We start from the raw sequence: 14,638 nt of genomic DNA on the forward strand, positions 1-14,638 counted from the left end.
AAGTGTTAATTAATAATTACTTTTTTGTTTGCTTCTAAAAGTGCCAATCCACCTTCAATCAGATGTGCCACTTTAGGTCTTTGTTGTTTTAAATGTAAAAGCTGTTTTAATACCTCATTGGAAAAATCTGAATCCGTTTTTACAAGTAATTCATAAATTTCTAACATAAGTAGCCAATCGCTTTGATGATTTTCTTTTAAATTTTTAAAAGTTTGCTGAAGTTTTGTCGAATCTATTTCATTGAAATTACGAATTTCCCGCACTTCCTTATAAAAAGAATTCAACTCTTTTTCCTTTTCAGAAATTTGCGGACGAATGGTTTCGCTTGAAGAAGTGTGTGTCACTAAATTAAACGAATGGTAATCAGAAGCACCCGCAAAAGCAGAAACAATTTCTTTGCCTACTGCCATATCAAAATCACCCATTTCTGGAGAAAATAAAACTTCATCTTTATACTTTACTGTACAATCTGTAAATTGAATTAGCATCAGCTCGCCTCGAAGATTTCGTATTCCAGTAACGTTCAAACCTTGCACCGTTATTCCACTTTCAAACTCAAAAGCAATTTGTTTTCCATCATAAAAATTATACGCTTGCAAATCTCTCGGACCCATATTTTCAATGGATAAATTAATGCCTTTTAATTTCCCCAAAGGAGAACGGAAACCTTTTTTATGTCTACTTATTCCGTGACCGATTACTTCTTTTTCACGGTAGGAAAGTGCGGTTTCGCCTTCAGTTTCAAAATAAACAACTTCATTATCCTCGTTTTTGATCATTCGCGAAAAATGCCCGCTTATTTGAAGTCCGGTACTAATTTCAATAGTCCCGAGCTGTTTTGATTTTATAAGTTTTTTCAGTCCGCGCCAACCACCTTTCCGAACGGCCATGGTGTTCGCAAATTCTTCCAGGACCTCCTGTAAATAAGCAAAATCTGGCGTTACATAAAGTTGCGGTTGTGGTTTTGTAATATCGAAATCTTGATAAGCCGCTTCAATGGAATAAGGGATTTTCTTCACCTCCTCTTTCATACACCAAACACTTTCACCAATTGAGGAAAGCAGTCCCGCACCATAAATCTTTGGATTTTCCACCGTGCCAACCATTCCGTATTCCACAGTCCACCAATGCAAATTTCGAATCAATGAAATCTCGGAAGGTTTTACTTTTTTATTTTGAAGTTCTTCCACGCGATTTTCTGCAGCATTTATCAATTCCTGTGAAATGCCTTCGGCTTCCTTCAAAATAGAAAGTTCGCGAACGGCTTCATACATATCAATATCGTGCGCACTGGAAATGGCTTTGGCGCCAACTTCCCCAAAACGGCGCAAATACTCTGCATAATCTGGACTTGCAATAATTGGTGCGTGGCCTGCACCTTCGTGAATAATATCGGGTGCTGGCGTGTATTCAATATTTTCAAGTTGGCGGATGTCGCTGGCAATGACTAGCACTTTATACGCCTGAAATTCCATAAACGCATTCGGTGGAATAAATCCGTCAACCGCAACTGCAGCCCAGCCAATTTCCTTTAAAATACGGTTCATTCCATACATCGAAGGAATTTCATCTATGGAAATACCGGTTTTTTTGAGCCCGCCCAAATAACTTTCGTGGGCAACCTTTGCCAGATAATCCACATTTTTCCGCATTACATAACGCCAAACCGCTTGGTTTATGGGCGTGTATTGCTCATAATTTTGTGGTTTTATATATTGTTTTAAATGCGGCGGTAACCGGTCCAACAATTCGTTGGTTTCAATCTTGCTTTCCATAATTCAAAAGTACTTGGTTTTGTTTTGAAAATGCATAGCTCCTTCCCCTTTTTCAGGGGAAGGTGGTTTTTTTGCTTTTTCGTAAAAAAATCGGAAGGGGTGCTCAGCCCTAAAATTCATATATTGCATCATCAATGAAAACAATCTCCAGAAAAGAAGAAATTATAGCAACTGCAACACGTCTCTTTTATGAAAAAGGGTACACAGCTGTTTCTATGCGCGACATTGCAACGGCAATGGACATAAAGGCTGCGAGTCTTTACAACCACATAAAAAGCAAGCAGGAAATACTTTCTGAAATCATTTTGAAAGTCGCAAAAGAATTTACCGATGGAATGGTATCCGTGGTTACTGAAAACACTTCAGCCATAAAAAAAGTTGAAAAAGTTATCGAACTTCATATAGATATTACAGTGAATCATTCTGAAGCACTTGCAGCCCTGAACAATGATTGGATGCATTTGGAAGAAGAAGATTTGGAAGCTTTCGTGAAAATGCGGGAAGATTACGAAGAAAATTTCCGAATCATTATTAAACAAGGAATGGATGCGGGCGAAATAAAATCATACCATCCCGAAGTAATATTATTTTCAATACTTTCAACATTGCGAACACTTTATTTATGGTATCAAAAGCGTGGAAAAGTGGATGTAAATATTTTGAAAAAAGATATGGTTTCGGTATTGATAAAAGGTATTGTGTGACGGACAGTTTATCACAAAAATAATAATTTGCAATTCTAACTAACAAGCGTTAGTTTTGTTAACCTAATTCGAAAAAAAAGAAGTGGCAAAATTTCATAAAATAAAAGTAAAAGAGGTTTATAAAGAAACCAACGATTGTTCGGTAATTACTTTTGACATTCCAGAAAATTTGGCTGAGGAATTCCACTTTCGCCAAGGTCAACATTTAACCCTGAAAGCTGATATTAATGGCGAAGATACGCGCCGTTCCTATAGTTTGTGTTCCAGCCCCATTGACAACCAATGGCAAGTGGCAGTAAAAACGATTCCTGGAGGTGCTTTTTCAACTTTTGTTAATGCTACATTGAAGTCTGGAGACATCTTGGAAATTATGGAGCCCAGCGGCATGTTTGGCGTTGAAATAGAACCGGATAAACCGAAAAACTATCTTTTTTTCGCTGCAGGAAGTGGCATTACTCCTGTTCTTTCTATGATTAAAACGCATTTGGCTTTGGAGCCAAAAGCAACTTGCAAACTGTTTTATGTGAATAAAACGGCGAAATCCATTATCTTTAAAGAAGCTTTGGAACAGTTGCGAAATCAATATTTCGGAAGACTCGAAATTTATTATTTTCTTACGAAAGAACGCCGCGATATTGAACTTTTTAACGGGCGTTTTAACGATGAAAAGATGCAGGTTCTGACTAAAAATTTCATCGATATTCCCGATACAAGCGAAGTGTTTTTGTGCGGTCCCGAAGAAATGGTTAGTTATGTAAGCAACTATTTAATTCAAGTAGGTTTGCCAAAAGAATTGATTCATTTTGAATTATTTGTAACAGGGTTGACCGAAGAAGATAAAAAACGCGCCGAACGTTTGGCGCAACAAAATGTTGAAGGAGTTGAAGTGACTATTGTAGATGCCGGAAAGGAATTTCAATTTACAATGACTAAAGATTTTGACAATATTCTCGATGCGGCCTTAGCTGCGGGTGCCGATTTGCCTTTTGCCTGCAAGGGCGGAGTTTGCAGCACCTGCAAATGCCAGATTTTGGAAGGCAGCGTAGAGATGAAAATAAATTACGCATTAAGCGATAAAGAAGTTTCACAAAACTTGGTATTGAGTTGCCAAGCTGTGCCAACTTCAGAGAAAGTGAAAGTAGATTTTGATGTATAACTAGCTTACGGCTTACCGCCTAAAGCTTAAAGCATAAAGAGATGAGTGAAAAAGAAGTAAAAAACTTAGAAGAAATTTTCGAAGCCCGCATTGCGCGCGATGAAAAGATAGAGCCAAAAGATTGGATGCCGGAGAAATACCGTCAAACCCATATTCGGCAAATGAGCCAGCACGCGCATTCCGAAATTGTGGGAATGCTTCCCGAAGGAAATTGGATTACCCGTGCGCCTTCTTTGCGAAGAAAAGCTGCTTTGCTTGCGAAAGTTCAAGATGAAGCCGGCCACGGTTTATATCTGTACTCGGCTTGTGAAACCCTAGGAATTTCAAGAGATGAACTTTACGAACAGCTACATAGCGGAAAGGCGAAATATTCTTCTATTTTCAACTATCCAACGGTAACTTGGGCCGATATGGGCGCAGTAGGCTGGTTAGTTGACGGTGCCGCCATTATAAATCAGGTGCCGCTTTGCAATACTTCTTTCGGGCCTTATGCAAGAGCAATGGTACGCGTATGCAAGGAAGAAAGTTTTCACCAACGACAAGGTTTCGAAATTATGCTGACGCTTTGCCGAGGTTCCGAAGAGCAAAAAGCAATGGCGCAAGATGCTTTAAATCGCTGGTGGTGGCCAAGTTTAATGATGTTGGGGCCAACCGATGCTGAGTCCATTCACACGGAACAATCAATGAAATGGAAACTGAAACGCAAAAGTAACGACGAATTACGCCAGCAATTTATAGATCAAACGGTGCCACAAGCAGATTTGCTGGGACTTACAATTCCAGATCCAGATTTGAAATTCAATAAAGAAACTGGTAGTTATGATTTCGGTGAAATTAATTGGGATGAATTCTGGCAAGTGGTAAAAGGCCACGGCCCGTGTAACAAAGAACGAATGAGTGCACGCGTCAACGCATGGAATAATGGCGAATGGGTGCGTGATGCTGCAATGGCGCACGCCGAAAAGAATGCAAATAAGAAGATAGCAAAAGCAAGTTAATTAAGTATTGAGTATTGAGAGAATAGTAATGAGAATCTTACCATTATGAATGTATTAAATGATTTAAAAGTTTGGAATAAAGCAATGGACATTGCAGTTGAAACTTATAAATTATCTTCAAAGTTCCCAAAAGAAGAAAAATACGGATTGACTAGCCAAATAAGAAGAAGTGCTATTTCTGTTCCGTCAAATATTGCTGAAGGTGCAGGAAGAAATACAAAAGGTGAATTTAAAAATTTCATTAGCATTGCAAATGGTTCAGCGTATGAGCTTTTTACTCAATTAATACTTTCGCATAAGCTAAATTTAGTCTCAGAAAATTTGGTTGAACCTATTCTTAAAGAAGTAATAGAAGTACAAAAAATGAATTACGCATTAATTAAATCTTTAGAGAAATAATGAATAACTCAATACAAAATACTAACTACTCAAGACTTTATTTATGAAAAAGAATTGGCCCCTTTGGGAAATATTCGTCCGCAGTAAAAATGGATTGGAACACCGTCATTTTGGAAGCCTCCACGCTGCCGATGCTGAAATGGCAATGGAAAATGCCCGCGATGTTTATACTAGAAGAAATGAAGGCGTGAGCATTTGGGTTGTTGAAAGCAAAAATATTACCGCTTCAAATCCTGCAGATAATGGCGAAATGTTTGAACCTGCGCAGGACAAAGTATATCGTCATCCCACTTTTTATGATTTGCCGGATGAGGTGAAGCACATGTAAATCTTAAGTGATTAGGCAATGGGTATTTGGAATTAGTATGTTATGAAAAGTAAATATCATTTTAAGTTTGAAGATTTAAATGTTTATCAAAAAGCTATGGATTTTGGTGAATTGACTAACATATTAGTAATGAAATTTACTCAACATGAATTATATGCGCTGTCATCTCAATTCAGAAGAGCTGCAGATTCTATTGCCTTGAATGTTGCAGAAGGCTATCCAGGAAGCGATTTGCAATTCATTAAACATATTAACTATTCTATTTATAGTTCTAATGAATGTGTTTCTTGTAGTACGAAAGCAAGAAGAAGGGATTATATTTCAGTAGAAGAAGACGAAGAAAATCGAAAATACTTATCTGAATTGACAAAAATGCTTTCCTCACTTAGGAATAAGATAAAAGAAAGAAATACTATTACCTAATACCCAATCCCTAATGCCTTTATAAAATGAAAAACAAAAACCTCTATAATTACATCCTCACAATTGCTGACAATTCCCTGATTTTAGCGCAGCGATTGGGTGAACTCTGCGGTCACGGTCCCAACTTGGAAACCGATATTGCACTAACAAATATTTCGTTGGATTTGCTAGGTCAAACTAGAAGTTATTATCAATATGCCGCAAAAATTTCCGGAGAAGGTAAAACTGAAGACGATATCGCTTTTTTAAGAATTGAAAGGGAATACAAAAACTGTCTTTTGGTAGAACAGCCAAATACACATTTCGGTTACGTGATTGGCCGTCAGTTTTTGTTTGATGTCTATCATTTGATGTTGATGGAAAAATTGCAGAACAGTCCCGACGAAACATTGGCAGCTATTGCAAAAAAAGGAATTAAGGAAGTGAGTTATCACAAACGTTTTTCAAGCGATTGGGTAAAACGTTTGGGTGATGGCACTGAAGAAAGTAACACTAAAATGCAGGAAGCAATCGATGATCTTTGGCGATGCACCGATGAACTTTTCTTTATGACTGATGCTGAAAATGCTATGGTTAAAGAAGGCATCGGAATTGATGTTTCATCTTTTAAAGGGAAATATTACAAAGAGGTTTCCGAAGTTTTAAAAGAAGCCACACTCACTATTCCAGAAAACAAATATTTTACTAAAGGCGGAAAAGAAGGAATTCACACTGAACATATGGGTTATATTTTGGCTGATTTGCAATATATGCAGCGCACCTATCCGAATATGACGTGGTAGAATGATTAACGATTAACGATTGAAGATTGCTGATTTCAGAATTAAAAACTTCAACAATCAAAAATCGTTAATCAACAATCGTTAATCGGGTTCCTGCAATCGTTAATAAATTATGACACTCACAGAAAAACCGAACATACAGCAAGACTTAGTCCCAGTTCTGAAAACTGTTTCAGATCCGGAGATTCCTGTGCTTTCTGTTTTGGATTTGGGTGTAATTCGAGAAGCAATTGAAGAAAATGGAATTGTTCACATAAAACTCACTCCAACTTATTCCGGTTGCCCAGCAATGGATGTAATAGGTGATGATCTAAAAGCAGCTTTTTCAGAAATTGGAAAGAAAGTAGAAGTTGAATTAATTCTTTCACCAGCTTGGTCCACCGATTGGATTTCAGAGGAAGGATTACAAAAAATGGAAGAATACGGTATTGCCCGTCCGCTTTCAGAAACAGCCGACAAAGATGTTTTGCTCGGCGAAAAAAAACTGGTGAAATGTCCGCAATGCGGAAGCACAAATACTCATCTTGTTAGTCAATTTGGTTCCACGGCTTGCAAAGCACTTTTTAAATGCGACGATTGCCAAGAACCGTTTGATTACTTTAAATGTTTAAAATAATAACGAAATGTCACCCTGAGCGCAATCGAAGGGTCTTTTAAAACATATAAATTTGAATAAAAGCATAACCACACAAATAGAAAATAAAGTGGCAATCTTAACGCTTAATCGTCCTGAGGTTTTCAACAGTTTCAACCGCGAAATGGCGTTGTTGCTTCAAAACGAATTGGATGCCTGCGAAAAAAATTCTGAAGTTCGCGCAATTGTAATCACTGGAAGCGGAAAAGCGTTCTGTGCAGGGCAGGATTTAAAGGAAGTTACTTCACCTGAATTGAATCCAGGTTTCAAAAAAATTCTCGAAGAACATTACAACCCAATTATTTCTCGAATTCGAAATATTGAAAAACCAGTGATTGGCGCCATTAATGGTGTTGCAGCTGGCGCAGGTGCAAACATCGCTTTGGCTTGTGATGTGGTTATTGCTTCGGAAAACGCAAGCTTTATTCAAGCATTCAGTAAAATTGGATTGGTGCCAGATAGTGCGGGAACCTTCTTTTTACCGAGGTTGATTGGTTTTCAAAAAGCATCGGCTTTAATGATGTTGGGCGATAAAATCTCTGCCCAAGAAGCCGAAAAACTTGGGATGGTTTATAAAGTAGTTTCTTCAGAAAATTTTATGGATGAAGTAAATAATATTGCAAACACAATGGCGAATATGCCTACTAAAGCATTGGGATTAACGAAGCGTTTGTTAAACAATTCAATGCAAAATTCTTTGGAAGAACAATTAAATTTGGAAAGCAAACTTCAAATAGAAGCTGCTCAAAGCGAAGATTATGCGGAAGGCGTTGATGCGTTTGTAAATAAAAGAAAGCCAAACTTCAAAGGAAATTAATTAATGTCACCTCGAGCGCAATCGAGAGGTTAAAGAAAATAATTGAAGGATTACTTTCAGAGAACAATGAGTTAATTTCGATTTTTGTAGCTAGTATTAAAACAGCTTCACAAAAAAATAAAATTTAATAATTTGGAAAATCAAAAATCAAAAATCAAAAATCAGCAATCGTTAATCAAATTTGTTGGAATTATAGGAAGCGGAACAATGGGTGCTGGCATTGCGCAAGTAGCCGCCACAGCCGGTTGCTCAGTAAAATTATACGATACCAAAACCGAAGCCTTGGATAAAGCCAAAGCCGATTTGGAAAAAATAATGGCTCGTTTGATCGAAAAAGGAAAAATAGATTCCACAGAAAAAGAACGCATCCAAAACAACATAAAATATGTCAGTTCACTTAAAGAATTAAAAGATTCGGATTTGACAATTGAAGCCATTGTCGAAAATTTGGATATAAAGAAAAATGTGTTCTCAACACTAGAAAAATTTGTGAGCGACGATTGTATCATAGCTTCAAATACCTCTTCGCTCTCCATTGCTTCTATAGCTTCTTCGTTGCAAAAACCAGAACGCTGCATTGGGATTCACTTTTTCAATCCAGCGCCATTGATGAAATTGGTTGAGGTAATTCCCGCAATCCAAACCTCCGAAGAAACTCTAAATATTTCAGTAAAAACAATTAAGGATTGGGGAAAAACTGTCGCAGTTGCAAAAGATACTCCCGGTTTTATAGTAAACCGCGTTGCGCGTCCCTTTTATGGCGAAGCACTCCGAATTTATGAAGAAGGAATTGCAACATTTGCTGAAATAGATTCTGCAATGAAAGAGATTGGCGGTTTTAGAATGGGCCCCTTTGAACTTATGGATTTTATTGGTAATGATGTGAATTATACTGTAACCGAAACCGTTTTTGAAGCTTTCTATTGCGACCCCCGTTACAAACCTTCATTCACCCAAAAGCGTTTTTCAGAAGCGGGCTATTTGGGTAGAAAAAGTGGAAAAGGATATTATAACTATTCCGAAAATGGAGAAATGTCAGTTCGAGCGCAGTCGAGAACGAATGGAGGAGAGAAGGTGTCGGATAAAGCTATTTTTGAAAGAATTCTTGTTATGCTAATCAACGAAGCAGCCGACGCATTATTTTGGAACATCGCTTCCGCTGAAGATATAGATAATGCAATGACAAAAGGCGTAAACTATCCGAAAGGGTTGCTGGCTTGGGCCAACGAAAAAGGAATTGATTGGTGTGTGGAGAAAATGGATGAACTTTACGATGAATATCACGAAGACCGTTATCGTTGTTCGCCATTGTTGCGGAAAATGAATCTTGAAAATAAAAACTTCTTTTAAATGCTTGAAGCTGAAATAATACCACATAAAATGCTCAGTCAAGATGCCTTCAGTTCTTGGCTTGGTATTGAAATATTGGAAGTTGAAAAGGGCAGATGCAAAGTTGCAATGACGGTTCGCAAAGAAATGCTGAATAGTATGAACAAAGCTCACGGAGGCATAAGTTATAGTCTCGCCGACACGGCTTTCGGCTTCGCGGCAAACACCCACGGAAAGTATGCAGTTTCCATAGAAACTTCAATCAATCATATTGAAGCTTTGAATGAAGGAGATTATTTAACTGCGGAATCTGTAATCGAAAAAGTAGGGAATAAACTCGGTTTCAATATCGTTGAAGTAAAGCGCGGTGATGAACTGGTTGCACTTTTTAAAGGCGTAGTTTATAGAACTAGCAAGGATTGGGAATAGTAAAATTAACGATTGCAGATTTTTGAAGTGATAAAATTCAAAATGAAAGCTTAATTTTAAGTCAACAATATTATACAATCCATTAACAAATATAGATGTTCAAATTATGAAATGGCAAGGTAGAAGACAAAGCGGTAACTTAGAAGATCGTCGCGGTATGAGCAAAGGCAAGCTGGCCGCTGGTGGCGGAATAGCGGTAACATTAATTGTGCTTGCGCTACAATTTTTTGGCGGTGAAACTGGGCAACAGCTCGCTCCCATCGTTGAACAATTAGGAAATAGCCAGACTACCCAGCAAACTGAGCAAAGAGAACTCACTGCCCAGGAAAAGGAAATGGGAAATTTTATGGCGACTGTTTTAGCTGATACAGAAGATGTGTGGGGAAAAGTTTTCAGTGATAATAATCTTGGACAATATCAGGATCCCACGATGGTTCTTTTTACTGATGCAGTAAGCACTGGCTGTGGAAATGCAAGTTCAGCTTCGGGTCCATTTTATTGTCCTGCGGATCAAAAATTGTATATGGACTTGGCATTTTTCGATGAATTAAAAACACGCTTTGGTGCACAGGGTGGCGATTTTGCCATTGCTTATGTAACTGCCCACGAAATAGGCCATCACGTGCAGACGCTTCTTGGAACCAATCAAAAAGTGAGTCAATTACAGCGGAAATCAAATAAAACTGAAGCTAATAAGCTTTCCGTAGCAATGGAGCTTCAAGCCGATTTTTATGCAGGAGTTTGGGCGCATTACAATCAGGAATATCTTGAAGAAGGCGATATTGATGAAGCGCTTAGTGCAGCAAATGCAGTAGGTGATGACGCCATCCAAAAAAGAATGCAGGGGAATGTTGTCCCAGATAGTTTTACGCATGGGAGCTCAGAACAACGCAAAAGATGGTTTATGAAAGGCTATAAGACAGGTGATATAAAGCAGGGTGATACCTTTTCGGAAATATTAAATTAACGATTGCAGATTAACGATTGTTGATTGAAGAACTAAAAAAGCTAAAACTCAACAATCAAAAATCGTCAATCAAAAATCAAAAATCATAATGGAAGCATATATAATTGACGGAATACGAACCCCAATAGGAAGTTATCAAGGAACGCTAAGCGCTGTCCGTACGGACGATTTGGCGGCTTTGGTTATTGCTGAAATAGTAAAAAGAAACCCAAATATCCCCAAAGAAGCTTACGACGATGTAATCCTCGGGTGTGCCAATCAAGCAGGTGAAGACAATAGAAATGTTGCCAGAATGGCTGCACTTCTAGCAGGATTGCCTGTAACTGTTCCTGGTGAGACTGTAAATAGACTATGTAGCAGTGGACTTTCAGCAATCATTCAAGCCAATAGAGCAATAAAGGCTGGCGACGGTGATTTGTTTATTTCGGGGGGCGTTGAAAATATGACCCGCGGGCCGTACGTGGTTGCAAAGCCTTCTTCTGCTTTTGGAACCGATGCCAAAATGTACGATTCTAGTTTTGGATGGCGTTTTGTAAACCCAAAAATGGCCGAAATGTATGGGACAGACGGAATGGGAAATACGGCTGAAAATTTGGTAGAAAAGCATCATATTAATCGTGAAGACCAAGATGCATTTTCCTATAATTCCCAGATGAAGGCCGCAAAAGCACAAAAAAGCGGACGTTTGGCGAAAGAAATTGTAACTGTGGAAATTCCCCAGCGCAAAAAAGATCCAATTATTTTTAAAGATGATGAATTCATTCGTCCCGAAACTACAAAAGAAGTTTTGGCGAAATTGCGTCCAGCCTTCAAAAAAGATGGTAGTGTAACCGCAGGAAATTCTTCAGGATTGAATGACGGAGCCGCTGCAACCATTATCGCTTCGGAAGATGCCGTTAAAAAATATAATCTCAAACCAATTGCAAGAATTGTATCTTCTGCAGTAGTTGGCGTAGAACCACGAATTATGGGCATCGGCCCTGTGGAAGCTTCAAATAAAGCTTTAAAAAAGGCAGGTTTGAAAATGGAAGATATGGACGTTATTGAACTAAACGAGGCATTCGCTTCCCAAGCTTTGGCATGTATTCGCGAATGGGGATTGAAAGATGATGATCCTCGAATCAATCCAAACGGTGGTTCAATCGCTATTGGCCACCCGCTTGGGGTTACTGGAGCGCGTCTCGCTTATTCTGCGGCTTTGGAATTGCAGGAACAAAACAAACGCTATGCGCTAATAACAATGTGTGTGGGTGTTGGGCAAGGATATGCAGCTATTATTGAGCGAGTTTAAAAGATTGTTTTCCGCTTCAATGTGGATTATCTAAAAAAGTAAGAATGAAAAAATTACAGAATTACATAACAGGACAATGGGTTGAAGGTAAAGGCGAAGGTGTACCAATGCACGATGCCATTACCGGCGAAATCATTGCCCTTTCAGATACTGAAGGACTGGACTTTGCTGAAATCCTGCAATACGGAAGAACAAAAGGAGGAGAAGTACTTCGAAAAATGACCTTTCAGGAGCGTGGAAATATGCTAAAATCCCTAGCGCTTTATTTGGTAAAGAAGAAAGCCGATTTCTATGAAATAAGCTACAGAACGGGTGCTACCAAAGTAGATAGTTGGATTGATATTGAAGGTGGTTTCGGAAATCTTTTTGCCAATGCTTCTCTCAGAAAATTATTTCCCAATCAATCCTATCACGTTGAAGGCGAACCTATAGATTTGTCACGAGGTGGTCGTTTTATGGCACATCACATTATGGTTCCAAAACGTGGGGTTGCCATTCATATAAATGCTTTTAATTTTCCTGTTTGGGGAATGCTTGAAAAGTGCGCCGTAAACTGGATGGCAGGAGTTCCCGCCGTTGTAAAACCTGCTACAAACACATCCTTTTTAACCGAAGCAGTAGTTCGTGAAATCATCGCCTCCGGAATACTACCTGAAGGCGCATTGCAATTAATTTCAGGCTCGGCACGAACTATTCTCGATACCGTGGAATCCCAGGATGTGGTTACGTTCACTGGTTCGGCAACGACAGGTAGAATGTTGAAAGCTCACAAAAGAATTATTCAGGAATCGGTTCCTTTCACTATGGAAGCTGATAGTCTAAATGCTTCCATTTTGGGGGAAGATGCCGTTCCCGGAACTCCAGAATTCGATCTTTTCATTAAAGAAGTTCGAAATGAAATGACTGTAAAATGCGGACAGAAATGTACCGCCATTCGACGCGTTATCGTTCCGGAAAATTTGATAGAAGACGTCCAAATTGCGCTCGGAAAAGCGCTTTCAAAAGTAACTATTGGCGATCCGCGTTTAAAAGAAGTTAGAATGGGATCATTGGTAAGTCTGGATCAAGTGAAGGAAGTAAGGGAGCGAGTTCAAGAATTGTCCAAAACTGCAACTATTGTTTATGGCGATTTAGATAAAATAGACGTCATAGGTGCCGATGCTAAAAAAGGAGCTTTCTTGGCTCCAATTTTACTCAGAGAAGATAACCCATTTAAAAATCTAGCGGTTCATGAGACGGAAGCTTTTGGTCCTGTGAGTACCATTATGCCATATAAAAATTTAGACGAAGCAATCACTTTAGCCCAAATGGGGAAAGGCTCGTTGGTTTCTTCTATTGCCACAAATGATGATAAAATTGCGAAGGAGTATGTAATTAATGCAGCTTCCCACCACGGACGGATTTTAGTGTTAAACCGCGAAAGTGCCAAAGAAAGCACAGGTCACGGTTCGCCACTTCCGTATTTAGTTCACGGAGGTCCGGGACGTGCCGGCGGTGGCGAGGAAATGGGCGGAGTACGTGGTATAAAACACTATATGCAACGTACAGCCATTCAAGGTTCACCAACTACTTTAACCGAAATTACAGGAATTTATCAGGCAAACGCAAAATATAAAGAAGCAGACCAACATCCTTTTAAATATCATTGGGAAGACATCGAGCCTGGAATGTCCTTGAAAACTCATAATCGTACTCTTACGGATACAGATATTATAAATTTCGCCAATCTTACTTGGGATCATTTTTATGCACATACAGATATTACTTCTTTAGACGGAAGCATTTTCGAAAAGCGAACTGCTCACGGTTATTTCATCATTGCAGCAGCGGCGGGATTATTTGTTTATCCAAATAAAGGCCCGGTAGCTGCAAATTACGGTTTGGAAGATTGTCGATTCTTACGTCCGTTGTATCACAACGATACTATTTATGTGCGTTTAACGTGTAAACAAAAAGTAGATCGCGATGTCGCTTCTGCTGAACATCCCAGCGGGATTGTTAAATGGTTTGTTGAGGTTTTTGACGCAGAAGATGAGTTGGTGGCGGTTGCAACAATTTTGACAATGGTTCAAAAGAAACAAGAGGTTTTTGTTGAAATGACCGATGAAAAAATTCAGGAATCTTTGAACAAGCTATCCGAAGAAACCAAGCCAAAATGGGGCGTTATGACACCGCAACATATGTTGGAACATATGGAATACACTTATAAAATTGCTTCTGGAAAAATTCAAGACTTTGAGGTTTCAACACCTGAAAAGTATTTGGAAAAAGTTCACGCCAGTCTTTATAACTATGATAAGTTTCCAAAAAACTCTCAATTCCCACAGTTGGAAAAAGATATTTTGGATACTTTAAAGTATACTGATTTAGCAACTGCGAAGGAGAAATTTCTTGAAGAAAGAGAAGCTTATAAAACCTATTTCAAAGAAAATCCAGATGCCAAATTAAACAATCTGGTTTTTGGCGAATTGAATCGTTATGAATGGTATTTGATGGAGCGCAAGCATTTGAATCATCATTTCGAGCAATTCGGATTACTGTAATTTAAAACCGAAAAATGTAAAATTAAAAATGTAAAAGTTAATTCGAATGATACTTTTACATTT

15 protein-coding genes are annotated in these 14,638 nt (G+C 38.6%); 14 read left to right on the forward strand and 1 reads right to left on the reverse strand.

Translation table 11 applies throughout. The features are described from left to right. Nucleotides 1–5: 5 nt before the first annotated feature. Nucleotides 6–1,775, reverse strand: a complete 1,770-nt coding sequence (locus ESU54_RS09500; RefSeq protein WP_111845822.1) for an aromatic amino acid hydroxylase — start codon at nt 1,773–1,775, stop codon at nt 6–8. Between the two features lie 134 nt (nt 1,776–1,909). Between ESU54_RS09500 and ESU54_RS09505 the strand changes: the two genes are divergently transcribed. The 14 genes from ESU54_RS09505 to paaZ all read left to right on the forward strand — a co-directional run bounded on the left by ESU54_RS09505 (nt 1,910) and on the right by paaZ (nt 14,575). Next, nucleotides 1,910–2,479, forward strand: coding sequence for a TetR/AcrR family transcriptional regulator (locus ESU54_RS09505; protein WP_111845821.1), 570 nt, complete (start codon nt 1,910–1,912; stop codon nt 2,477–2,479). Between the two features lie 82 nt (nt 2,480–2,561). Continuing rightward, the gene (locus tag ESU54_RS09510; protein WP_111845820.1) at nt 2,562–3,635 is read left to right on the forward strand and encodes a 2Fe-2S iron-sulfur cluster-binding protein; all 1,074 of its coding nucleotides are present in this window, start codon (nt 2,562–2,564) and stop codon (nt 3,633–3,635) included. 41 nt (nt 3,636–3,676) lie between these two features. Further along, nucleotides 3,677–4,633, forward strand: coding sequence for a 1,2-phenylacetyl-CoA epoxidase subunit PaaA (gene paaA, locus ESU54_RS09515; RefSeq protein ID WP_111845819.1), 957 nt, complete (start codon nt 3,677–3,679; stop codon nt 4,631–4,633). A gap of 45 nt (nt 4,634–4,678) precedes the next feature. Further along, nucleotides 4,679–5,032 carry a four helix bundle protein gene (locus tag ESU54_RS09520; protein ID WP_111845818.1) on the forward strand — a complete coding sequence of 118 codons (354 nt, stop codon included), beginning with the start codon at nt 4,679–4,681 and terminating at the stop codon, nt 5,030–5,032. A gap of 43 nt (nt 5,033–5,075) precedes the next feature. Then, on the forward strand, nt 5,076–5,360 hold the full coding sequence (gene paaB / locus ESU54_RS09525) for a 1,2-phenylacetyl-CoA epoxidase subunit PaaB (RefSeq protein WP_111813744.1): 285 nt from the start codon (nt 5,076–5,078) through the stop codon (nt 5,358–5,360). A 42-nt stretch (nt 5,361–5,402) separates the two neighbouring features. Further along, the gene (locus ESU54_RS09530; protein WP_111845817.1) at nt 5,403–5,783 is read left to right on the forward strand and encodes a four helix bundle protein; all 381 of its coding nucleotides are present in this window, start codon (nt 5,403–5,405) and stop codon (nt 5,781–5,783) included. Nucleotides 5,784–5,809: 26 nt separating this feature from the next. Next, the gene (gene paaC / locus ESU54_RS09535) at nt 5,810–6,565 is read left to right on the forward strand and encodes a 1,2-phenylacetyl-CoA epoxidase subunit PaaC (RefSeq protein ID WP_111845816.1); all 756 of its coding nucleotides are present in this window, start codon (nt 5,810–5,812) and stop codon (nt 6,563–6,565) included. Between the two features lie 112 nt (nt 6,566–6,677). After that, complete coding sequence (gene paaD / locus ESU54_RS09540) at nt 6,678–7,181, forward strand: 1,2-phenylacetyl-CoA epoxidase subunit PaaD (protein WP_111845815.1); 504 nt, start codon at nt 6,678–6,680, stop codon at nt 7,179–7,181. A gap of 52 nt (nt 7,182–7,233) precedes the next feature. Next, nucleotides 7,234–8,016, forward strand: coding sequence for an enoyl-CoA hydratase-related protein (locus tag ESU54_RS09545; protein WP_111845814.1), 783 nt, complete (start codon nt 7,234–7,236; stop codon nt 8,014–8,016). A gap of 207 nt (nt 8,017–8,223) precedes the next feature. Then, nucleotides 8,224–9,366, forward strand: a complete 1,143-nt coding sequence (locus ESU54_RS09550; protein WP_235004638.1) for a 3-hydroxyacyl-CoA dehydrogenase NAD-binding domain-containing protein — start codon at nt 8,224–8,226, stop codon at nt 9,364–9,366. After that, the gene (locus tag ESU54_RS09555; RefSeq protein WP_111845812.1) at nt 9,367–9,774 is read left to right on the forward strand and encodes a PaaI family thioesterase; all 408 of its coding nucleotides are present in this window, start codon (nt 9,367–9,369) and stop codon (nt 9,772–9,774) included. 106 nt (nt 9,775–9,880) lie between these two features. Continuing rightward, nucleotides 9,881–10,741, forward strand: a complete 861-nt coding sequence (gene ypfJ, locus ESU54_RS09560; protein WP_111845811.1) for a KPN_02809 family neutral zinc metallopeptidase — start codon at nt 9,881–9,883, stop codon at nt 10,739–10,741. An 88-nt stretch (nt 10,742–10,829) separates the two neighbouring features. Next, complete coding sequence (pcaF, locus tag ESU54_RS09565) at nt 10,830–12,032, forward strand: 3-oxoadipyl-CoA thiolase (protein ID WP_111845810.1); 1,203 nt, start codon at nt 10,830–10,832, stop codon at nt 12,030–12,032. 44 nt (nt 12,033–12,076) lie between these two features. Next, nucleotides 12,077–14,575 (forward strand): phenylacetic acid degradation bifunctional protein PaaZ, encoded by a 2,499-nt coding sequence (paaZ, locus tag ESU54_RS09570; RefSeq protein ID WP_111845809.1) that lies wholly within the window; start codon nt 12,077–12,079, stop codon nt 14,573–14,575. Nucleotides 14,576–14,638: the final 63 nt, after the last annotated feature.

The organism is Aequorivita antarctica (genome assembly GCF_007997155.1).
Lineage (GTDB): Bacteria > Bacteroidota > Bacteroidia > Flavobacteriales > Flavobacteriaceae > Aequorivita > Aequorivita antarctica.